Genomic DNA, 21,113 nt, shown 5'->3' on the forward strand with positions numbered 1-21,113 from the left:
ATCTTGAAAGGGAAAACTTTTAATTTCTTAGCAAGCCCAATCTCCCATCCTGCTCACTTTCCAGTCGATCAACAACTTCGACTCAAAATCTCAGACTCGACCCCGCAACGCTAATACCCGCAACACTTCTACATACTTATGCGTCATGGATAGCCCCAACGAGAGGAATTTAGCCTTAAGGAGAGAGATTTAGGGTGAGGGCGGTTCGCGGCATCTTATAATTAGGTCTGTCTACTGATGTCAATGCTAATCTTCTAAATACTTGATTAGATTCAGTCCTGTTGTTTGCGGACAGATGAACTTATGACTTCTACGATAATGGATCGCGCTTGGGAAATTCTAGGTTGGGTCTTTGTGCTAAACGGCGAAATTTTTCAGACCGTCACGACTTTACCAAGGGGATTAACACTTGCCATGATCGTGGTTTTGCTAGCAGGGCTATCGCTAGCGATCGGTCAAAGCATCATTCTGTTTATCAATCGCGTTCAACCCATTCGCTTCATCTTTAGCCTGTTAGTCAGTGCAATTTTATATCTGTTTGAGTTTTTGTTGTTGGTGTTTAGCACCTGGGTCATTTGTTTGTTTCCCTCGTCGATTCATCTCCCATTTTCGACCCTATTGATTGTCCTAGGGTTGAGCTATGCACCGCTGCTGTTTAGCTTTCTAGGAGCATTGCCTCATCTAGGCTTGCCGATTTTAAGAATTTTGTCAATCTGGCATTTGTTAGCCATGGTTGTGGGCTTTGGTGCCGTTGCTAACATCGGCGAAGGCTTTGCTTTTGGCTATGTCGCGTTCGGTTGGTTTCTTAAAGAACTGCTAGGAAATACCATTGGTCAGCCGATCGCACGGTTAGGTAAAACGATCGCCGATCGCGTTGCCGGAGTTGAGCTAACTGCAAATCGTCGAGAACTCAATGAACGAGTGCAATCACGATTTGAAACCACTCCTTCACCGATCGTGACCGCTTCTCAAACCACGCTTCCCGAAGTGCAGCAGTTGATTGAAGCGAGCGATCGCGCTAATCCTCAAGCGGCTCAAGCCGTGACTCAGGCGATCGCTGAATCTACACAAAGCGCGACGATCACAGTTCCCCAACGCACCAGTGCAGTCGATCCCCTGGTTCAGCTAACTCACCAAACTCGCGGCATTCCCAAACCGATCAAGCTGCTGTTGGGTTTACTCGCCTTAGTGGTGCTGTTTGTGTTGGTCGGCATTCTGCTGCGACCGATTCGGAGCGGGGTATTTGGCTGGTATCAAACGCTGTCCAGAGTCCCCCGGTTAATCTTTGACTTGGGATGGATTGGCTTGGTTGCTTTGGTCTTTGCTGGGCTGTTAGCGCCCCTAGAAACCTTGGGATGGTGGGCTGGCTGGTTTGGCGATGAAGTAGACACGACCCAGATAACGGCTACCCGTTCTCACCCTGAGCAAGCCTCAGACAGCACGATTTCTCGCTATGTCGTTTACCTGGATGGGGTTGGACAGTCGGGTGAAGAATATACTCCCGATGTTGAAGATTTTTTGACCGCAATGGAGCCGTCTTTACCCGAAGATGTGAAACTGGTGCGGGGATTGATGATGTATTCGGTCATGAACAAGCCCCTGAATGAAGACCGTCCGCTCGCGTTTTTATGGAGACTTGCAGACAAAACGCGTTGGGCAAATCCTACAGCCGTGCTGGGCTTGCTGGTGAATGTGCGAAACGCTTTGATTGTGGCGGTGTCTGCTGATAAACGCTACGGCCCTATCTATAACCAGGGCATTGCCCAAGTGCTACACAACGGCTTAGTCGATCGCGGCTATCGATCGGGAAGCACGATCCCAATTACGCTGATTGGCTACAGTGGTGGTGGACAAATGGCAGTTGCCTCCGCGCCCTACTTGAAACATGCTCTGGAAGCACCGATTGATGTGATTTCTCTGGGGGGTGTAATGAGTGGGAACAACAATTTTCTCAAGCTAGAGCATCTCTATCATTTGGTTGGCGACAAGGATTCAGTGCAGAAATTGGGGCCGCTCATGTTTCCCGGTCGTCGGAAGTTCTATCCATTGTCATACTGGAATCGGGCACAACGCAAGGGCAAAATCTCGATCGTGTCAGCAGGCAACGTAGGGCATCAGGTTCCGGGTGGCTACATGGATCCGAAAGCATTTCTGCCAGATGGACGTAGCTATCTGCAACAAACGATTGAAATCATTCTGCAAATTTTGTCGGGGAACCTGCTAGAAACCCAACAGCCCCTTCCTGTTAAGCTGAGTAACTACGCGCTCTATAAACAAGCTGCCTTTAATAATTTAGCCTATTACCCACTCAAGCAAACAGTTGACTCGACTTGGTATCGCCCGATCGCAGCTTGGATGGGTCGTTTGATTTTGCCTAATCGCGACGATCGACCCACCATTCGCGGCGTTTTGTTTGAAGTGCATTATGCCCCTGAAGGCTATGAACATCTCATCGGACAAACTGTAAAACTGCGCTGGGTCGATACTCCAGTGGTTAAAGATGCGGTAAAAGCTACCACGCATGATGTTCACTTTAGCGTCGATGCAGAATACTCCAGCAAATATGGAGGGCTGATCCATCCCGATCGCCTCAATCGCTGGCAACAAGTTGGCCCGCTAGAATCGCTGGCGGGTTCTCGTCCGATCGATGACATGCTTGTGATCCTCAATGATCCGGTTGAGGTGGAGGAGTTGAGCAATTCACCCGATTACTCGATCGCGCTCCACATCCGCAGCCAGCCTGTGCAAGTCACTGGGCGATTCTATGCACTGGTGACATTTGTGCAGCCTATTGCTGGAACTGATCAGTTTCGAGTCGTGCATTTTAACCGCGCAACTCGTCAGTTTGATGGAGCAGCAGAAGTCGTGCGGTTGCCGGAGGTTGTTGCAGATGCGAATGGCATTTCTTCTTCAACGTCGCGAGGTCTAGAAGCGTCGCCTCTGAATGAAACGGGATGGTATGTCTGCGGCGCAAAGGATGCTCAGGGAATGTTTGTCGTGCAGTCTTTAGCACCGCGCAATCTATTTCGCCTCCAGCCCGATCAAGTTGTGTTTGGCAACAAAGCCTCTTATCGCTACATTCGTAAGCAGTCTTGGGCAGACATCAAGGCACAGAAAGGACGGATTTCTTCTGTGTTATGCACAGGTCAGAACAATCGTTCGACTTCAAAGATTCAGACTGTGATCAATGACTGGGAAGAAGGGTCACGCGCCCTAATGATCCACGTTTACGGCGGCATTGGCGGTAATAACGCAGAACCCGCTGCCGCTACGCCCATTTTCTTTGGGCATTTTGCCTTTGGTTTAGCGCAAGTGATCGCGACCCGTTAAGCGATGAACTGCGCTTTGATCTCGACTATCAACAAGTCTATACTCACAATACAGATGGCGTGATTGCGGGGACAATTCACTGGTCTCGCTATTTGGGCGATCGTCAATTTGGTTGGATCGGCACTCGCCCGATCTGTGACATTCTGATTAAACATGACGCGTTCACGGGTTCTTATGACTTTGCAACAGGACGGCGATCGCCTTTGGATCTGATACTGCTGCAACTAGAGGTGATGACGGCTCGCTATCGCATCGGCGATGGCACTGGCGGCACTTATGTGGGGCCTGCCAACAACTGCGCTCAGGATGCTAATCAAGCGTTGTTTGCGGGTCTGCGTCAGATGGAGCAGCAGGTTCGCGCTAATGTAGACGCTTTGCGGCAATGGAGTCAACACAACCCCGAACAAGCGCACCGATTTAGAGAGCTTCTGACGATCGCCGAAGAACTCAAACAGAAGCTGCAACCTTTGGGCGGTTCTAAATCAGCTTGGGAGCGAAACGAGTATAACTTGGGCAGCACGCTAGAAGATGATCCGATCGGCAATTTGGTAGCGGGTCTGGGCAGTTGGCGGACGATGTTACCCCGTCTGGCTAGTGACACAGTGGTCAAAATCTTTCTAGAACACGGCGCAAGCGTTTGGGTGTTGCGAACCAATCAAGTTGGGGGATATGACCCCGATATTGAACCGATCGCTCCAATGACTCTGTAACATATTTCTTTTAGAAACACGCATTAAGGAGGTGGCAACGATCGTCAAATTACGCTAGTTTGAAATCAGGGTGAAACAGCTCAAAATTCTCTCAAAACCAGCAAGCGCTATGTTAAATCGTTTGTTTCTGCTGATTGCCTGTTCGATTGCTGCAACGCCGCTTTTTGTAGGAGGCGCGATCGCTTCACCTGCCGATATTGGCGGTGCCCCTGTGAAAGCTGTCCCAACTCCGACGACTTACACCACAATTTACTCCCAGACTAACTATATCGATCAGTTTGGCACTCCTCAATCGATCATTATTATTCCGTCAACCTATACCTACGATAGTTTTGGGTTGAGTTCTACCCCTTCAATGGGCTATCCGCAAACGGTGATTGTGACTCCCCACAGCCAAGCGACGCCTGTTCGGGGTTTTCTAACGCCGGGCGTGCCCTTTCAGCCGTTTCAGTCGTCGAACTGTAACAAGTTGACGCTGGGACTTGCGAGTGGTCGATCGGTATCGATCAGTTCTGGATGTTGGTAGCTGTCTACGATCACCATGACTACTAGCTAGTAGACGGGCGGATAACACGAATAAGTTTTTTAGATAAAGATGCTTCTGTGCAGATTGCTTCATGAATTCGACGTGCAAGTCGATTTCTATCTGAATCGTTGGTGCAGACAATAATTCCGGCATGATCAGGCTGTAAGCGGTGCAACCGCACGAAGTCATAGCGATTCAGTGTTAAAACTGTGCGATCGTTTGCAACAGCAAATTCAAGGACAGCTTCGTCTGAAGTGCCTAGATTAGCATTTCCTGCTGCTTGAATGGTAAGGACATCGTGTCCCATTGTCTGCAATTGTTCACTGACTTCTCGTGGAAACTGTTCATCGCAGTATAAACGCACCACTCGTTAAACTGCCTCATTTTGTCGAATAGCGGCTTCGATTTCTTCAGGGTAAGCTTCTGAGTATGCCCAAGCATTGACCAAATCAGCCGCACTGATAAAAGGATAGTCATTGAGCATTTGAGCTTCACGGACACCCTGACGATGAGATTCGACGAGAAGCCATACAGAAATACGCGTTCCGGCGATACACGCCTCTCCGCCACAGACTCCTTCTGTTTTGGTAATGCCGCGTGAACCATTACCGAGAGTTTGAGTCAGTGTTTGGAGAACGATCGCCCTACGAGCAGGGGTTAAGATATGAAATGGGTCTTCTAATTCGTTGGTAGACATGGGACAGTTTCTCTACTACAAGTAGCATGACAACACGCTTAAACAAAAGACATCAATCTACAGCTTAAGCCACCATCATTGTTCCTAAATCTGCTGGAGATAAATAGGGCTGCATTACCTGACCATCTTTAAACCAAATCACCCGATCAGTGCAGCGAGCCACATCCGGTTCGTGTGTCACCATGACGACAGTCATACCACTAGCGTTGAGTTCGGTGAAGATGGCTAAGATTTCTTTTGTGGTTTGAGAATCTAACGCTCCGGTCGGCTCGTCTGCCAACAAAACAACGGGATGATTGACGATCGCACGCGCGATCGCGACTCGTTGCTGTTGTCCTCCCGACAGTTGATTGGGTCGGTTGTTTAGCCGATTCTCTAATCCCACGCGGATCAATGCCTCAGTCGCTCGTTTGCGCCGCTCATCATTAGGAACGTTGGCATAAACCATCGGCAGCATGACATTCTCTAGAGCGGATAGCTGTGGTAATAAGTGAAACTGTTGAAACACAAACCCCAGCTTTAAGTTGCGAGTGTGGGCTAATGCTTTGTCGGCAATCTGGGAAACATCCACGCCATCAAGATAGTAGCGTCCAGAGGTGGGACGATCGAGACAGCCAATAATATTCATCATGGTGGATTTGCCCGACCCAGACGCACCCATAATGGCGCAATATTCACCCTGTTCGACCAGCAAATCGACACCTGCCAGCGCGTGAACTTCAGTTTCACCAGCACCGTAGACTTTGGTGACTTCTTCAAGGCGAATAATAACGGGATTTGGCATAAGAGTGAGTCGTAGTGGGGTTAAGCGCTTCTGAGGGCCACGATCGGGTCAAGTTTTGCCGCTTGTCTAGCCGGAATTACGCCAAAGATTAGCCCGATCGAGCCAGAAACGCTGACGGCTAGGGCGATCGCAACGGGCGAGACACTGGCACTCAACGGCGAAAAGACCCCGACTAATAGAATGCCACCGACTCCAACGGCGGTGCCAATCACACCACCTGCGGCTGAGAGCAACACCGCTTCAATCATAAACTGAATCAAAATATCGCTTTCTGCGGCTCCGATCGCTTTCCGCAATCCGATTTCTTGAGTGCGTTCGCTCACGGATACCAGCATGATGTTCATGATGCCGATGCCGCCGACTAAAAGGGAGACTCCAGCGATCGCTGCCAGCATTGCCGTCAATCCGCCTGTGATCGTGCCCACAATTCGCAAAATGTCTTTTTGGGTTTGCACAGTGAAGTCGTCTTCGCTGATGATTTTGTGACGCAGCCTCAGCAGATTGGTGATTTGAAATTCGGCAGCCGGGACACTAGCCTCGTTTTTAGCAGACACCGAAATAATTGAGACATCTAAGCCATAGGGAGAAGTCCGCCCGGTTAACACGCTGGCGGTGGTTGTGAGCGGAACATATACCGCGTCATCTTGATTGCTGCCCAGAAAAGAGCCTTTGGCTTGCATGATGCCGATGACTTCAAAGCTGACGTTGCGAATGCGAATTTGCTGCCCGATCGGGTCTTTTCCACCAAAGAAATCGGTCGCAATTTGAGACCCTAACACCGCAACTCGATTGTTTCGCTCTAAATCTAAATTTGTGAGAAATCGCCCTTTTGCAATATCAAAGTCCCGCACTGAGAGAAATTCTGGTGTGGTGCCTGTGATTAAAGAATTGCGGTTGCGCCCGCCATAAATCAGCGGTAGTTGTGTCTGACGTTGAGCCGCGACTTCTTTGACCGACGGCACTTGAGAGGCGATCGCTTTTGCATCATCCCAGACCAGCGTTCTCGGCAAGTTGGTCGTCCGTTGCCTGGCTTGACTTGAGCCAGGAGACACAAACAAAACGTTGGGGCCCAATGACTCAAACTGATCGGCTGCTAACTTTTGTGCGCTTTGACCAATGCCAATCATCGCAATCACCGAAGCGTTGCCGATGATCATTCCTAGCATGGTTAAACTTGTTCGCAGTTTATTCGCGGTGAGCGTTTTCACTGCCATCTTTCCGCTTTCTAGCCAGTCCATTTGCGGTTTACCTTCGTCTTTAAGATCGTAAATTAAATGATGTCGGTTACTTTCAGTGCTAATGGGCACAGCATTCCCATGCCCGTACAAAATTTGATTCTCAATCCTTACTTATTCTGAGTGGCTCCTGGTTCGCCGTTGATGATTTTTTCGAGCTTTTGTCCTTCTGGCAGTTGCACAAAAACGGGATCGCCGGGCTTTACGCCTTCAGTGATTTGGGTTTGGTTGTTGAAATTGGTGCCGATCGTCACAGGCTTAAACTGCGGCTGATTTTTTGAGTCAGGCATCAACACGCCCGTCTGTCCTTTTTTGGTGACGATCGCGACCGTGGGCACGAGCATCGCTTCTTTAAGCTGATTGCCCAAAAAACTCAGATCGGTGTTCATGCCCGATCGCAGTTTTTCTCGACCACTCAACAACTGAATTCGCACCTGAAAGGCAGTGACATCGCGCTCAACTACGGCTTCGGGCGAAATCAATCGCACTCGCCCCTTAAACGTCTCCTCAGGAAACGCATCGACCCGCACTTCGACCGCCTGACCCGGCTTGATTTGCCCAATGTCGATTTCTGGAACTTTTGCCAACACTTCTAAATCACTGGCCAGCGCCACGATCGAGGTCGAAGTCGCTGATGTGGTTGATGAAGCAGAAGTCGTCGGAGTCACAAATGCGCCGACACTGGCATAGCGCTGAGTAATCAACCCCGCAAAAGGGGCGCGGATAATTGCGTCCCCAATGTTGGTGTTGACTTGTTGAACTTGAGCCGCCGCCGAAGCCACTCGTGCTTCTGCCTGACCGATTTCTTCGCGGGTTGAGCCGTTGCGACGCTGCGCTAGTTGCTGAACGGTCTGATTATATTGCGCTTGAGCTTGACTGAGTTGTGCCTGCGCCTGGTTGAGGGTTTGCTTAGCGTTCTGCTCTTTTCGCAAAAATTCTTCTAAAGAATTGGTTGAAATCGCCCCTTGATTTGCAAGCTCTTGCTGACGACGAGTTTGAGATCTGGCAAACTCAAGCAGTGATTGAGCATCGGCAACCTGTCCCCGCACTCGATCGATTTCTCCTCTCGCACGAGCCACCTCAGACTCTGCCTGCCGCACTTCTTCGATTCGCGTTCCGGCTTGCAGTTGAGCGAGTCGCTGCTGGGCTTCTTGCAGGTTAGCAACTGCTTGAGCGCGTTGGGCTTGCAGTTCAGAGCTTTCCATGCGCGCGATCGCTTGACCTGCCTGCACCCGATCGCCCTGCTCTACAAACAATTCAGCGAGTCGCCCAGAGGTTTTGGGGCTAAGATTTACGGTTTGGACGGGCGCGATCGTGCCACTCGCCGTAATCCGCACGGTGACGGTTTCTGACTTCACAGGCACCGTTAGCTCGGTCAAGGCCTGCTTTGGAGTTCCTCGTTTCAGAACCCCATAAGTCACCACTGGCACCGTAATGACTCCTGCGGCTAACAGTCCAATTAGCCAAGCAGCAGGCTTTTTACCAACTTTGCCAATCAAGGGAATTTGCATTACTAGAATCCTGCACCAGGATGAAAGATCAGAAAATAGAGCAACCAATCTCGGCGATCGTTTCTTGAGCTTTGAGAGCCATCCGTTCTAAACAGCTAGACGGTGATTTCGGTTGAAGAGTTCACGATCGACTAACAAAATTCAGAACGCAGTCATTCAAAATTGCCTACTCTCTACAGTTTACACTTTGTTACCTAATGCTGTCATAGAAACCTGACTGGGGCATCTATTCAAAGAATGCTTTTCGTCAGTTTGGACTAAAACGCCTCAGTATTTAGATAGATTTTTAGATAGTTCGGCGGGAATCCCCACACCATACTCCGTTGGTGTGGGATGAAAGCCAGGGACCCTCGATCCAGCGCCCTATCTCTCAGCACTCACCACGGAGTACACTTATCAACTATCTTGATTCGTGTTAATCTATGGGTATGTTGAAAGCGACAAAGGTACGAATTTACCCGACCGATGAGCAAGTTATCCAGTTGTCCAAAGACTTTGGGGCAACACGATGGTTGTGGAATCAGTCGCTTTTTGTGATGTCTCAGACATACAAAGAGACGGGTAAAGGCGTGTCTGCTTATGACATGAAGAAGCGGATACCAGAACTGAAGAAAGAGTTTGAGTGGCTGAAAGAAACCTATTCTCAGTGCCTCCAGCAATCAGTTCTGAATCTCTCTCAGGCGTTCCAAAACTTCTTTGAAGGACGGGCGAAATATCCCACTTTCAAGAGCAAGTTTGATCGCCAATCGGTTCAATACCCCGCAAACGTCAAGGTTGCGAGTGAATCGGTAATCAAGTTTCCAGGAAATCTGGGAATCGTCAAAGCCAAGATTCACCGGGAACTCCCTGACGGCAAACTCAAAACGGTGACGGTATCCAAGACTCCAGATGGGCGCTACTATGCCTCTCTGCTCATGGATGACGGCATCGCCAAACCAGAAATTACCAGTGACGGGAAAGCAGTTGGCATCGACTTGGGACTAATTGATTTTGTCGTCACGTCAGACGGCTCCAAGTTTCGCAATCCTAAACACCTCAAGAAACACGCTAAGAACTTAAAACGCAAACAGCAAAAGCTTTCCAGGAAAGTGAAAGGCAGCAATACCCGCGCTAAAGCGCGGAGAATGGTTGCCAAGGTACACAGCAAAATCACACGAGTCAGAGAAGACTTTCTCCACAAACTATCTCGCAAGCTAGTCAACGAAAACCAAGTTGTCGTGGTGGAAAATCTCGCAGTTAAGAACATGGTGAAAAATCACACTCTAGCCAAAGCAATCAGCGACGCTGGATGGGGTAAATTCTGCACCATGTTGAAGTACAAAGCTGAGCTTGAGGGCAAGACCTATCTTGAAGTAGACAGGTTCTTTCCGTCGTCTCATCTCTGTTCAAACACACTGCTACAGATCCCCAAAATGGATCTCTCTGTTCGTGCATTTGATTGCCCTCACTGTGGTCAGCACCATGACCGGGATGTGAATGCGGCAATCAACATCAGGAATGAAGGCTTGCGACTATTGGCGTTGGGAATCAGCGCTACTGCCAATCGAGGGAGTGTAAATCCAAAGGGTTCTGGACGTAAAAAATCCACGAACTCCGAGGTTGCTCCCATTGAAATTGGAAGCCCACAACGTACCGCCTAGCGGTCGGTGTGTGGTAATTCACATAGGAGCCTGAAACCTCCGACTCCTGACTAAGATAAGCCTTATTCATCGTTACAGAAACTAGGAAAATCTTAAGATTGTTGCTCAATTCAGGTGTTTTGGAGTTTATGAGAAGTTCAGTATCATAGTCGTACTATGCTTGCTGAATTTAAGCTCTAAATGCTAAGAATGAGTCTACGGATTGACCCAAATTAAAGGCGAAGTCCAGTCAGATCCTCAAATCGATCGAGTCAGAAAGCCCAAATGTTTTTTTCGTAAAACGGTCAAAAGCTTTCGGATTCACTCCCAGCCCGAATGCATTCAGTACAATAAGCTGACTAATGCAATCTGCCCTCAGCCTGTGACGATGATAGCCTATGAGTCCCCTGTCTAACCGCCCTCTCCAGCCACCCAAGCCTCCCTCATCTCAGCATCAACCCGATGAGTGGGCACCCAACGTTCAAAATAGTGCGATCGACAGCAGTTCTAACGACGCTGCTGACCCTGCTTCCTCTGAGGCAACGCCTCCGGTTGCCCAGCGTCCTTTGATGCGACCTGTCCGACCGACCTCACCGCCTGCCGTCAGTGAGCCTAGTGAGCCTAAAGTGCCAGAATCGGTTGCGACAGCGCCCCCGACTCAGGATGCCGTGACTCAAGATGCCACACCCGCAGAGGCACCGACTCAAACCGAGTTAGATGGTTTGCGACAACAGCCCATTCCTGCACCGAGCGAACCGATGCAGTATCGAGCGATCGGGCTACTGCGAGGTCGCTATAAAGCTGAAGATGAGCAATTTACGCGCGGCACCCTGACCACGACTGACGGCACTGATATTCAGGCAGTTCTTTTGGGGCGGGTGATGAGTCTGGTGAGAAATCACCTGGATTTAGAGCAAGATCACCTTTGGGTGGTCTATCCACGCACCCGCGAGAAAGAGCAAGACTTACACGCTCAGATTGTGGGAGTGTGGGAGCCAGAAAAGCTGAATAAGCCAGATTCTGAAGAATCTACGACTGAAGAGGAGCCGACGATCACCTATCAACCTTCTTCCGAAGTCGATGACGATTACTTCTCGATTCGGGGAGAAGTGATTTTTCAATCGCCAGACGATAACTCGATTGTAGTGAAGATTCAGCAAGCGCCTCGCAAGAAAGACGGCGATCGCATCAAGTCTTTTAAGCTCAAGCTCGAAGGCACCTTAACGGGCAAAGTCGTCGGCTATTTCTGGGATCTGCAAGTCCGTCGGCAGGGTGATAATTTGGTGATTCATCAGAGTGCCCCGATCGGCATGATTCCGCCTAAAAAGCGATCCAAGTTTGATCGAGGCGGTGATCGTCCTCCGAGACGCGATTTTTCGCCTCGCCCCGGAGGCAGCTCTAATCGGAGTCCAAGACCGACTCCGAGCGCGACGGGGAATAGCCCTGCACCCGTGCGGAAAGACCCGTTACCTAAACCCGTCGTCAAAAAGCGGGATCAAGTGACGGAAAGTTAGGAGATTTAATTTGGCTGAGAATGGGGGGCAGATGGCTATCTGCTCCTTATTTATTTTTTGTAGACGATGAAACCCGCGATCGCATCTAATAACGCTTGGGGTTCGTCGGCTCGAATCGAGTGACCACTTTTTTCAAAGATTCGCAGATCTGAGTTGGGAATGGCATTGGCAATTTCTTCTGAAAATTCTGGCTGACAGATCCAATCATGCCGCCCGGCGATCACCAGAGTTGGAGCGGTGATTTTAGGTAGCTCAGAGAGAATGTTGTAAGAGCGCAGAAATCCGCCAAACGCCACATTAATCGCATCGACTGAGAGAATTGTGCGATCCCAGCTTTCTTGCTTGGCATCGGGATCGTAAGTGACAGAATACATGGAACGCATTAGCCGAAAATATTCCCGCAACTGGTCTTCGGTTTCAAAGTTGCCGTTCCACAGATATTGGGCGATCGCGTTCTGTTCTGGAGTGCCCCGTTCTTCTAAAATTTCTCGTGCGCGGCTTAAAAAACGAGAATCGGGAACGGTGGCGATCGCTATCAAATGAGACACGTTTTGCGGATAGCGAGTGGCGTAGGTCAGCGCCACCATGCCGCCATAAGAGCCGCCAATCACCACGATTTTGTTGAGTCCCAAATATTGCCGCAGCGCTTCCATGTCTTCGACGTTGTTGTCTAGTGTGTAGGTAGACTTGTCGCCACGCGCCGATCGACCTTGCCCGCGATGGTCAAAATACACCAACTGCATTTTGCGACTCAGCGCCGAGAAGGTTGGCTTGTAGCTGCTGTGATCAGCTCCCGGCCCGCCGTGAATGAGAAACGCGACTGGTTTCTCGCGCATCTGGGCCCGATCGGGCACGAGTCCCGACCCTTCGACATCAAAATAAATTTCAGTATCGCGAATTTTGGCAAACATCAACTACCTCGCAAGTCTTGCGGAATAAACACCCGATCGTGAGGAATCGGGGCAACGGCTTCACTCAGCATAAACGTCCCCCTCTCGATCCACTGCTTTAACTCTAGGGCGACTTGCCGAGACAGATAAAGACTCGCGAGTGGGGCAACGCGAACTGATTTGCCGTCGATCGTCAGTCTGCCAGATTTGAGTTGGGCATAGCTCACCAGCCCAAACGTGGGACGAACGCGCCGAGGAATCGAAAAATCGACGACCGGAGCCACCAAATCTTTGTCTTGCACCGCGCAATGAGCGACCACTTCTTCGTTCAGCACTGGCAGCGGAATGCCGACTCCTAGCATCAGAGACGAACCATAGCCTTTGAAATAGCAGCCTCTCACCCATCGGGCATCCATCTGTTTTGCGTCGCCAATTAGCGCCAGCGTAGCCGCAGGCCCGATCGGAGTGCGATTGGGCAGTCGCTTTTGCAATGGAAAGTGCTGAGTGCCTTCCCAAGTGACATAGCCGATCGCGCCGCCTAAAAAAACCCGCGTCCCGATGCCAATCAGTTGCAGATCGGGGTCATTGAGCAACGGAGAAATCTCGCCAGGATTGGAATAGACAGCATTTCCTAACTGGGGCTGAAGTGGGCCCAAATAGGTGAATAGAGGACGATCGCCGCCATTCACACCCACAATAAAATTTTGATAGAGATTGCGCGGATTGAATAAATAAAACTGATTGATTCTGTCTCGCGAAATGGTCGTCTCAAACGACGCACGGGGATAGCAATCGGTCACTTGCCCGATCGCCCTCAAAGGCACCGATTTACCCGCAATCAAATCTTCGATTACGTGCCCACCACCGCGAGTAGAACTGCGCGATTCATCGCCATCCGCCTCCATGCTTGAGTATTCGACCATCTGCGAGGCTCCTAGATAGAGATCGACGGCTCCAAACCCCGCATAGGCAGAGACTCCATCGATCCAGCATTGACGAATTTTGATCGGCGGATCGGTCTGTCCGAGGTTGAGAATTGCCCCCGAAGATTCCATCGGCTCAAAGGTGCCTGTCGTCACGACATCGACCTCTTTAGCAGTCTGAGTGACTCCGACCTCCGCAACCCGTGCTTTCAACTCTTCGACTGTGAGGACGATCGCTTGTTGGCGACTAATTTTGTCATTGATTTCGGCGATCGTTCTCATGGGTCACTTCCTAGCTGCTGACCGTTATTATCCTCCGATCGCTCTTGCCTTAACTGTCCCTACGGTAGATGAGAATAAATGGCTAAACACAGGATTGTAAGAACGTCATCGAAATAATCTGTTATTGGAGAACGTTAATGCTTTTACAAGATAAACAAACTGGAAATCTAGTTGAAATCCTAGACCTAGAAGAACTCTTTAACCCGGTGCAAGACGCGATCCACGGTCGAGTGCAATCTGGGCAAGAAGAGCAAGACCCAGAGCCGATCAGCAAAAACACCCTGCTATTTCCCTCTGGAGAAAGTCTACCTCGCTGCTGGACGGATGCTGACTATCACAGTGTTGATTAATTTCAGTCCGGTTGGGTCGATCGTGATTGCCTGTAGGGGTAGCGCCCCCGTGCCTACCCCTGACGAATGGAGGGCAACCCCAGGGAAATTGCCCCGACCCAAATCATCCCGCTATTCAGCGATGCCGAATTTCTAAAACGATTTGTTTGACAAAAGGGCGCACGATCGGCACAATAGAGACTGCGCTGATAAAAAAAGCGTACTCGGCAACGAGGGACTGTAGTTCAATTGGTTAGAGCACCGCCCTGTCACGGCGGAAGTTGCGGGTTCGAATCCCGTCAGTCCCGTTCAAAAAAAGGATGAAGAATTAAAAGGTGAAGGATGAATTAGAATTCATTCAGCATCGTTCTGACTTCATCTTTTTTGTTGTTTCATCCCCCTTTCCCTATGACCGTTCGTGTCCGCATCGCCCCCAGTCCTACCGGAAATTTGCATATTGGCACCGCCCGAACTGCCGTCTTTAACTGGCTGTTTGCTCGTCACAATGGCGGCCAGTTTGTGCTGCGAGTTGAAGACACTGATCTGGAGCGATCGCGCCCTGAGTTTACAGATAACATCCTTGAGGGCTTGACCTGGCTGGGTCTGACTTGGGATGAAGGCCCATTTTTTCAATCCCAACGAATGGATTTGTATCGCCAGTCCATTCAGACTTTGCTAGACAAGGGTCTGGCCTATCGCAGCTATGAAACGCCTGAAGAACTTGACGCGATGCGAGAAGTGCAGAAAGCCAAAAATGAGGCTCCTCGTTATGACAACCGCCATCGCGATCTGACTCCAGATCAGCAAGCTGCTTTTGCCGATGAAGGTCGCAAACCTGTGATCCGGTTCAAAATAGAGAACGATCGCGAAATCTCCTGGAATGACCTCGTGCGCGGCACCGTTTCCTGGAAGGGTCGCGATCTGGGTGGCGATATGGTGATTGCCCGCGCCTCAGAAGGTGATGACATCGGTCAGCCGCTCTACAACTTTGTCGTTGTCGTCGATGACATTGATATGCACATCACTCAGGTGATTCGGGGCGAAGATCACATCGGCAACACTCCCAAACAGATTTTGCTTTATGAAGCGCTCGGCGCGACGGTGCCAGAGTTTGGGCATACGCCGTTGATTCTCAATCAAGCAGGCGCAAAACTCTCGAAGCGGGATGGAGTCACCTCGATCGCTGACTTTAAAAAAATGGGCTATACCCCCGAAGCCCTAGTTAACTACATGACACTGCTGGGCTGGTCGCCTCCAGACTCGACGATCGAGATTTTTAGCCTCTCTGAATCGGCAAAGCAGTTCAGCTTCGATCGCGTCAATAAAGCTGGAGCCAAGTTCGATTGGGACAAACTGAATTGGATCAACGGGCAATATCTTCACGCGATGCCTGTTGATCAACTCACGGATCTGCTGATTCCTTACTGGCAAGAGGCGGGTTATGAGTTTGATCCGGTTGGCGATCGTCCCTGGTTAGACCAAATCTCAGCGGTGATTGGGGCAAGTTTGTCTCGTCTTCAAGAAGCCGTTGAGATGACGCGCTATCTATTTATTGTCGAGGTTGGATTTGATGAAGAAGCCACTACGCAACTTCAGCAACCAGGTTTAGCGGCGGCATTAAAAGCAGTTTTAGAGTCCATTCCTTCTGAAGCCTTAACGGATGCGACGATTCAAGAAATCGTTAAGCAGGTAGTGAAAGCACAAACCATCAAAAAAGGCTTCTTAATGAAATCTCTGCGGGCTGCTCTAACAGGTGCCCTGAAAGGCCCTGACTTGGTGCAATCTTGGTTGATTTTGAACCAGCGAGGCATGGATCGGCATCGCTTGCAGCAGGCAATCGCGATCGCACAAGCTTAAAGGCACAACAAAGACTCCGCTATCCCCCAAGGAGAAGAGGAACCAGACTCTAGCTCCCTCTCCTTGGGGAAAGGGTTGGGATGAGGGCAAATTAATTCGCGTTCTAAGCGGGTTGATTGCTCGAAGTCTCACAATTAAGTTAAATTTAGTTAAGATACTTCTCATTAAACGTCTGGAAACCGCTCGATCGACGGTCTAGGTTAGAAGTTCGCTCTTACGCAGGAGAAAATTGTTTCTCTTAGCATAAGTAGGTGGTTTCTATTGTGAAAATTCCACTTTTGTTTACGATTGAGATTTAATCATTGTTGCCGTATTTAGAGGTTGCCAGTTTATGAAAGCTTCTTGGAGAACCATACTGCTGTGGGCAGTGCCCGCCTTAGTGATTGGGTTTTTCCTCTGGCAAGGGTCGTTTGCACCCAATCCTGCCGCCGTGAGCAAAAACACCGCCAGTACCCGCATGACCTACGGGCGCTTCTTAGAATATTTAGATGCCAATCGGGTCAAGAGCGTTGATCTCTATGATGGTGGGCGCACTGCCATTGTTGAAGCCGTCGATCCTGAACTGGACAATCGTCTACAGCGTCTGCGCGTTGACCTCCCTGGCAGCGCCCCCGAACTCGTGACTCGCTTGAGAAATTCGGGCATCAGCTTTGATTCTCACCCTGCCCGCAATGATGGCGCGGTGTGGGGGCTGCTTGGAAACTTAGTGTTCCCAATTCTGCTTTTGGGAGGTTTGTTCTTCCTGTTCCGTCGCTCTAACAACGTCCCTGGCGGGCCTGGGCAGGCGATGAGTTTTGGCAAGTCTCGCGCTCGGTTCCAAATGGAGGCGAAGACGGGCGTAATGTTTGATGACGTGGCAGGCATCGAAGAAGCGAAAGAAGAACTGCAAGAAGTCGTCACCTTTTTGAAAAAGCCTGAGCGCTTTACGGCAGTGGGGGCCCGAATTCCTAAAGGAGTGTTGTTGATTGGGCCACCTGGAACGGGTAAGACTCTGTTGGCAAAAGCGATCGCAGGCGAAGCCGGGGTTCCATTCTTCTCGATCTCTGGCTCTGAATTCGTCGAAATGTTTGTCGGTGTGGGTGCATCTCGCGTCCGTGACTTGTTCAAGAAAGCCAAAGAAAACGCGCCTTGTATCATCTTTATCGATGAAATTGACGCGGTGGGTCGTCAACGGGGTGCAGGCATCGGCGGCGGCAACGATGAGCGAGAGCAAACGCTCAACCAGTTGTTGACCGAGATGGATGGCTTTGAAGGCAACACGGGCATTATCATCATTGCCGCGACCAACCGCGCTGATGTCCTCGATTCTGCCTTGCTGCGTCCGGGTCGCTTCGATCGTCAGGTGATGGTTGATGTGCCTGATATCAAAGGTCGCCTAGAGGTTTTGAACGTTCACGCTCGCGACAAGAAAATCTCGGATGAGGTTTCCCTGGAAGTCATTGCTCGTCGTACTCCTGGATTTTCTGGGGCTGACCTCGCTAACCTGCTCAATGAAGCTGCAATTCTCACCGCTCGTCGTCGTAAAGAAGCGATGACCATGTTGGAAATTGACGATGCAGTCGATCGGGTTGTTGCGGGTATGGAAGGCACTCCGCTCGTAGACAGTAAGAGCAAGCGTTTGATTGCTTATCACGAGATTGGACACGCCGTAATCGGCACCCTGGTGAAGGATCACGATCCGGTGCAAAAAGTGACGCTGGTTCCTCGTGGGCAGGCTCAAGGCTTGACCTGGTTTACGCCTTCAGAAGATGGGTTAATTTCTCGCAGTCAAATCATGGCCCGAATTCAAGGTGCTTTGGGTGGACGGGCGGCTGAAGAAGTAATTTTTGGCGATGCAGAAGTCACGACTGGAGCCGGAAACGACTTGCAGCAAGTGACAGGTATGGCGCGTCAGATGGTGACTCGCTATGGAATGTCTGATTTGGGGCCTTTGTCGCTCGAAAGTCAGCAAGGCGAAGTCTTCTTAGGGGGCGGTTGGACGAATCGATCGGAGTATTCCGAAGTGATCGCGGCTCGTATTGATGGTCAAGTGCGCGAGATTGTCGCCCATTGCTATGAACAAGCCTGTCGGATCATGCGCGAAAATCGTGAAGTCATCGATCGCTTGGTGGACTTGCTGATTGAGAAAGAAACGATCGACGGTGACGAGTTCCGTCAGATTATGGCTGAGTATACGGTGGTTCCTGAGAAAGAACGCTACGTTCCTCAACTGTAGATTTAGAACTCAAACTTTATCGGTTAGGCGGGGATGGCGAAGGCTGTCCCCATTTTTTGCGACTAGCGCCCCATGGCGAATAAGCGATCGATCGTCAAATCAAACGATGGAATCACCTCGGACTCAATCCGATGACCGCCACTGAATATCGCGTCTTCATATTGACCATCCACCCATTTGCAAACCGTGACTTGTCTGGTTTCTGGGTCAACGATCCAATATTCAGAAATCCCCCGCGCTGCATATTCGGTGCGTTTGTGGCGATAGTCACGAGCGCGATTGGTGCTGCCGGGTGAGACGATTTCGATCACCAGAGCGGGCGGCGGCATATCACGAGTAATCGTGCCGCGAGTTGCACCCGCCAGTGCGGTGTAGGATTCTTCAGTGTGAACCATCAGATCAGGTAGGCGACATCTGGCTCGCCGCCCGATCGTCTCAATTTCAATATCTTTGTGGGTCAGCAAAGTCAAGGATACATGCTTTGCTAGTTCAAACAATAGAAACCTGGCTAGTTCTGAGTTTTCGGGAGCTTCTGGTGGCATTTCAACTAGCTCCCCGTCCACCAATTCATACTGAGTATCGGTGCCATCGTCATAGGCAAGATATTCCTCAAAGGTTAGAAGTTTTGATTTTGGCTCGGCGCTTTGGGTCATGGTGATTGCCCAGATACGATCGGGATTAATGCAATTTTAACGGTTGAAGCAAGGAGAACTTTATCATCGTGCTTTCTAACTGTTGCGGAATTAGTGTGTAGCATGTTGTAGTATATGTAGTGTTGATGCAATTTCAACCGCGTTTACTTCAGTCGATCGTCAGGGAGACTCTATGGCTAAATTTCTAGGTATCATTGACTACTTTCGCAACTACTGGAAGATTTCGATTTTTAGCATTGCGATGGTCAGTCTCTTCGAGATTGTTGACCTATTTGTCCCTTATGCGGTGGGTCAAATTCTCAACGTCTTGTCTGGACAAGCGGTCGATCGCCCCATTCAAGCGATCGTGACCACGACTTCACAAATCACTGGGTTTGCCAGTGACAAAACGCTGTCTCTCGCCGTCTTGCTGATGCTCGTGTGTCTCATCTCAGTCGGGCGCGCTCCGATTCAGCCCTGGCTAGGTGCCTGGTTTCAGTGGGATACTGCCTTTCGTGCCCGACGAGAACACGCCGAAAAAGCTCTAGAGAAAGTGTTGACGCTGCCGCTAGAGTTCTACGATGAGAACAATCCTGGACGGGTTGCTGCCAGAGTTGCTAAAGGTTTGTCTAACTACACCTGGACTTATCCAGAGATTACAGGACAACTGTTGCCGAAGTTCTTTCGAGTGGTTGGCATCTTTGCGGTGATCTGGCTGATTGATTGGCGCATTGCCCTACTGCTGTTGATTTCATTCGTGAGTATTGTTGGCTTTAGCCTCACAGGTTTGAAACGGCTTTCTGACCAAGAGGCGCGGCTCGACAAGTATATGGAAGATACCGACAGCCGCACGTCTGAGATCATCACCAATATCAAAACAGTGAAGGCGTTTGCTACTGAAACGTCAGAGTTAAAACGGCAACGGCAACGGCTCGATCGCGAGTTCAAAGTGCTAGATTATCGCATTCACTTAGGTTATGTGAAGTTGGGAATGTGGGAGCGGTTGATCGTGCAGTCTTGCGTCTTCCTCGTGCTTGCATTCACCGTGATGGCAACCGTTCAGGGCAAAATCTCGCTCGGACATTTCATCACTACGCTGACGATTTCTAGCATGGCCTATGCCGAAATAGAGCCGATTAGCCAACTCGCTGAAGTGTTTGCGCGTCGCTATGCGTCGATGGTTCGCTTTCATGAGTTTATGCAGCTTCCAGTTGGCACTGATGCCAGCACTCTGACCCAACAACCCGAAGCCGTGCCGACCTATCAGTTCACCGGAAAAGTCGAGTTTTCTCACCTGACTTTTGGCTATAACTCAGAGCGTCCGGTGTTGAAAGACATCAATTTGTTGATTGAACCTTATCAAACGATCGCGCTTGTTGGTCGATCGGGTTCCGGCAAATCCACGTTAGTCAAACTCTTGTTCCGCTATTTTGAACCTAATCAGGGTGCGGTGTTGATGGATGGTCAAGATATCCGCAGATTGGATGTAACGGGCTATCGCAAACGACTCGCGATCGTGCACCAAGAAGTCGATGTCTTCAATGGCACTCTGCTCGATAACCTGATTTACGGCAACCCCAACGCCAGCCGTGATCATGTGCGTGAAGCGTGTAGAATTGCCCAAGTCGATGAGTTTATTCGTCAGATGCCGATGGGATATTCGACGATCGTCGGTGAGCGCGGCGTTCGACTCTCAGGCGGACAGCGACAACGACTTGGCATTGCTCGTGCGCTGATTGTTGACCCTGATGTGCTGATCTTCGACGAAGCGACTTCGAGTTTAGACTATGAGTCAGAGCGATCGATTCAACTGGCGATGCGCTCGATTCTCGGCACTCGCACGCTGGTGATTATCGCGCATCGTCTCAGCACAATTCGAGAAGCAGACAAAATTGTGGTGTTAGATCAGGGCAGCATTGTTGAAGTTGGGAGTCACGAGGAGTTAGTGCGTCGGGGTGGCATCTACCAGCGATTGCACTCGCTGCAAGAAACTGGGCAACTGCTAGCGTAAAGTCTGTGACGTGTGGATTGAAAGTTAGTGGAGGGTGCAGAATACGCT

At 50.2% G+C, this 21,113-nt stretch carries 17 protein-coding genes and 1 tRNA gene; 10 read left to right on the top strand and 8 right to left on the bottom strand.

Going from position 1 to position 21,113, the window contains the following annotated elements; genetic code table 11:
- Nucleotides 1-303: 303 nt before the first annotated feature.
- The 3 genes from C7B65_RS00535 to C7B65_RS00540 all read left to right on the top strand — a co-directional run bounded on the left by C7B65_RS00535 (nucleotide 304) and on the right by C7B65_RS00540 (nucleotide 4,566).
- A complete protein-coding gene (locus tag C7B65_RS00535; protein ID WP_223257249.1) occupies nucleotides 304-3,330 on the top strand; it encodes a Yip1 family protein in 3,027 nt (1,008 codons plus the stop codon).
- 59 nt (nucleotides 3,331-3,389) lie between these two features.
- A complete protein-coding gene (locus tag C7B65_RS28625; RefSeq protein WP_223257250.1) occupies nucleotides 3,390-4,040 on the top strand; it encodes a hypothetical protein in 651 nt (216 codons plus the stop codon).
- A 109-nt stretch (nucleotides 4,041-4,149) separates the two neighbouring features.
- The gene (locus C7B65_RS00540; RefSeq protein ID WP_143161982.1) at nucleotides 4,150-4,566 is read left to right on the top strand and encodes a hypothetical protein; all 417 of its coding nucleotides are present in this window, start codon (nucleotides 4,150-4,152) and stop codon (nucleotides 4,564-4,566) included.
- Nucleotides 4,567-4,588: 22 nt separating this feature from the next.
- On the opposite strand, the gene C7B65_RS00545 is transcribed toward C7B65_RS00540, so the two are convergent.
- From C7B65_RS00545 to C7B65_RS00565, 5 genes are all read right to left on the bottom strand, one after another.
- Complete coding sequence (locus C7B65_RS00545) at nucleotides 4,589-4,933, bottom strand: DUF5615 family PIN-like protein (protein ID WP_073068968.1); 345 nt, start codon at nucleotides 4,931-4,933, stop codon at nucleotides 4,589-4,591.
- A gap of 3 nt (nucleotides 4,934-4,936) precedes the next feature.
- A complete protein-coding gene (locus tag C7B65_RS00550) occupies nucleotides 4,937-5,263 on the bottom strand; it encodes a DUF433 domain-containing protein (RefSeq protein WP_073068969.1) in 327 nt (108 codons plus the stop codon).
- 64 nt (nucleotides 5,264-5,327) lie between these two features.
- On the bottom strand, nucleotides 5,328-6,047 hold the full coding sequence (locus tag C7B65_RS00555) for an ABC transporter ATP-binding protein (protein ID WP_073068970.1): 720 nt from the start codon (nucleotides 6,045-6,047) through the stop codon (nucleotides 5,328-5,330).
- 20 nt (nucleotides 6,048-6,067) lie between these two features.
- A complete protein-coding gene (locus C7B65_RS00560) occupies nucleotides 6,068-7,354 on the bottom strand; it encodes an ABC transporter permease (RefSeq protein ID WP_317615772.1) in 1,287 nt (428 codons plus the stop codon).
- 38 nt (nucleotides 7,355-7,392) lie between these two features.
- Nucleotides 7,393-8,793, bottom strand: coding sequence for an efflux RND transporter periplasmic adaptor subunit (locus C7B65_RS00565; RefSeq protein WP_073068971.1), 1,401 nt, complete (start codon nucleotides 8,791-8,793; stop codon nucleotides 7,393-7,395).
- 428 nt (nucleotides 8,794-9,221) lie between these two features.
- Here C7B65_RS00565 and C7B65_RS00570 point away from each other — a divergent pair, with 428 nt between their 5' ends.
- Together C7B65_RS00570 and C7B65_RS00580 are read left to right on the top strand one after the other, a co-directional pair.
- Nucleotides 9,222-10,433, top strand: a complete 1,212-nt coding sequence (locus C7B65_RS00570) for an RNA-guided endonuclease InsQ/TnpB family protein (protein WP_073069274.1) — start codon at nucleotides 9,222-9,224, stop codon at nucleotides 10,431-10,433.
- A gap of 377 nt (nucleotides 10,434-10,810) precedes the next feature.
- A complete protein-coding gene (locus C7B65_RS00580) occupies nucleotides 10,811-11,926 on the top strand; it encodes a hypothetical protein (RefSeq protein WP_181314302.1) in 1,116 nt (371 codons plus the stop codon).
- A gap of 50 nt (nucleotides 11,927-11,976) precedes the next feature.
- On the opposite strand, the gene C7B65_RS00585 is transcribed toward C7B65_RS00580, so the two are convergent.
- Both C7B65_RS00585 and C7B65_RS00590 read right to left on the bottom strand, forming a co-directional pair.
- Complete coding sequence (locus C7B65_RS00585) at nucleotides 11,977-12,837, bottom strand: alpha/beta fold hydrolase (RefSeq protein WP_106253878.1); 861 nt, start codon at nucleotides 12,835-12,837, stop codon at nucleotides 11,977-11,979.
- Complete coding sequence (locus tag C7B65_RS00590; RefSeq protein ID WP_073068975.1) at nucleotides 12,837-14,021, bottom strand: homocysteine biosynthesis protein; 1,185 nt, start codon at nucleotides 14,019-14,021, stop codon at nucleotides 12,837-12,839. Before C7B65_RS00590 ends, C7B65_RS00585 begins: the two co-directional genes overlap by 1 nt.
- A gap of 137 nt (nucleotides 14,022-14,158) precedes the next feature.
- Between C7B65_RS00590 and C7B65_RS00595 the strand changes: the two genes are divergently transcribed.
- The 4 genes from C7B65_RS00595 to ftsH2 all read left to right on the top strand — a co-directional run bounded on the left by C7B65_RS00595 (nucleotide 14,159) and on the right by ftsH2 (nucleotide 18,422).
- A complete protein-coding gene (locus tag C7B65_RS00595) occupies nucleotides 14,159-14,371 on the top strand; it encodes an acetyltransferase (RefSeq protein WP_073068976.1) in 213 nt (70 codons plus the stop codon).
- Nucleotides 14,372-14,584: 213 nt separating this feature from the next.
- Nucleotides 14,585-14,658 (top strand) — tRNA-Asp (locus C7B65_RS00600).
- 100 nt (nucleotides 14,659-14,758) lie between these two features.
- Nucleotides 14,759-16,207 (top strand): glutamate--tRNA ligase, encoded by a 1,449-nt coding sequence (gene gltX / locus C7B65_RS00605; RefSeq protein WP_073068977.1) that lies wholly within the window; start codon nucleotides 14,759-14,761, stop codon nucleotides 16,205-16,207.
- A gap of 331 nt (nucleotides 16,208-16,538) precedes the next feature.
- The gene (gene ftsH2 / locus C7B65_RS00610) at nucleotides 16,539-18,422 is read left to right on the top strand and encodes an ATP-dependent zinc metalloprotease FtsH2 (protein WP_073068978.1); all 1,884 of its coding nucleotides are present in this window, start codon (nucleotides 16,539-16,541) and stop codon (nucleotides 18,420-18,422) included.
- 62 nt (nucleotides 18,423-18,484) lie between these two features.
- Here ftsH2 and C7B65_RS00615 read toward each other — a convergent pair whose 3' ends face one another.
- On the bottom strand, nucleotides 18,485-19,075 hold the full coding sequence (locus tag C7B65_RS00615) for a Uma2 family endonuclease (protein WP_181314303.1): 591 nt from the start codon (nucleotides 19,073-19,075) through the stop codon (nucleotides 18,485-18,487).
- Nucleotides 19,076-19,247: 172 nt separating this feature from the next.
- Here C7B65_RS00615 and C7B65_RS00620 point away from each other — a divergent pair, with 172 nt between their 5' ends.
- A complete protein-coding gene (locus C7B65_RS00620; RefSeq protein WP_073068980.1) occupies nucleotides 19,248-21,065 on the top strand; it encodes an ABC transporter ATP-binding protein in 1,818 nt (605 codons plus the stop codon).
- Nucleotides 21,066-21,113 lie beyond the last annotated feature (48 nt).

This window comes from Phormidesmis priestleyi ULC007 (genome assembly GCF_003003695.1).
In the GTDB taxonomy this organism is placed as follows: domain Bacteria; phylum Cyanobacteriota; class Cyanobacteriia; order Leptolyngbyales; family Leptolyngbyaceae; genus Phormidesmis_A; species Phormidesmis_A priestleyi_A.

Coding starts and splice junctions, on each gene's coding strand:
- C7B65_RS00535 (WP_223257249.1), top strand. CDS start 304: ATGACTTCTACGATAATGGATCGCGCTTGGGAAATTCTAGGTTGGGTC.
- C7B65_RS00540 (WP_143161982.1), top strand. CDS start 4,150: ATGTTAAATCGTTTGTTTCTGCTGATTGCCTGTTCGATTGCTGCAACG.
- C7B65_RS00550 (WP_073068969.1), bottom strand. CDS start 5,263: ATGTCTACCAACGAATTAGAAGACCCATTTCATATCTTAACCCCTGCT.
- C7B65_RS00555 (WP_073068970.1), bottom strand. CDS start 6,047: ATGCCAAATCCCGTTATTATTCGCCTTGAAGAAGTCACCAAAGTCTAC.
- C7B65_RS00565 (WP_073068971.1), bottom strand. CDS start 8,793: ATGCAAATTCCCTTGATTGGCAAAGTTGGTAAAAAGCCTGCTGCTTGG.
- C7B65_RS00570 (WP_073069274.1), top strand. CDS start 9,222: ATGTTGAAAGCGACAAAGGTACGAATTTACCCGACCGATGAGCAAGTT.
- C7B65_RS00580 (WP_181314302.1), top strand. CDS start 10,811: ATGAGTCCCCTGTCTAACCGCCCTCTCCAGCCACCCAAGCCTCCCTCA.
- C7B65_RS00585 (WP_106253878.1), bottom strand. CDS start 12,837: ATGTTTGCCAAAATTCGCGATACTGAAATTTATTTTGATGTCGAAGGG.
- C7B65_RS00590 (WP_073068975.1), bottom strand. CDS start 14,021: ATGAGAACGATCGCCGAAATCAATGACAAAATTAGTCGCCAACAAGCG.
- C7B65_RS00595 (WP_073068976.1), top strand. CDS start 14,159: ATGCTTTTACAAGATAAACAAACTGGAAATCTAGTTGAAATCCTAGAC.
- gltX (WP_073068977.1), top strand. CDS start 14,759: ATGACCGTTCGTGTCCGCATCGCCCCCAGTCCTACCGGAAATTTGCAT.
- ftsH2 (WP_073068978.1), top strand. CDS start 16,539: ATGAAAGCTTCTTGGAGAACCATACTGCTGTGGGCAGTGCCCGCCTTA.
- C7B65_RS00615 (WP_181314303.1), bottom strand. CDS start 19,075: ATGACCCAAAGCGCCGAGCCAAAATCAAAACTTCTAACCTTTGAGGAA.
- C7B65_RS00620 (WP_073068980.1), top strand. CDS start 19,248: ATGGCTAAATTTCTAGGTATCATTGACTACTTTCGCAACTACTGGAAG.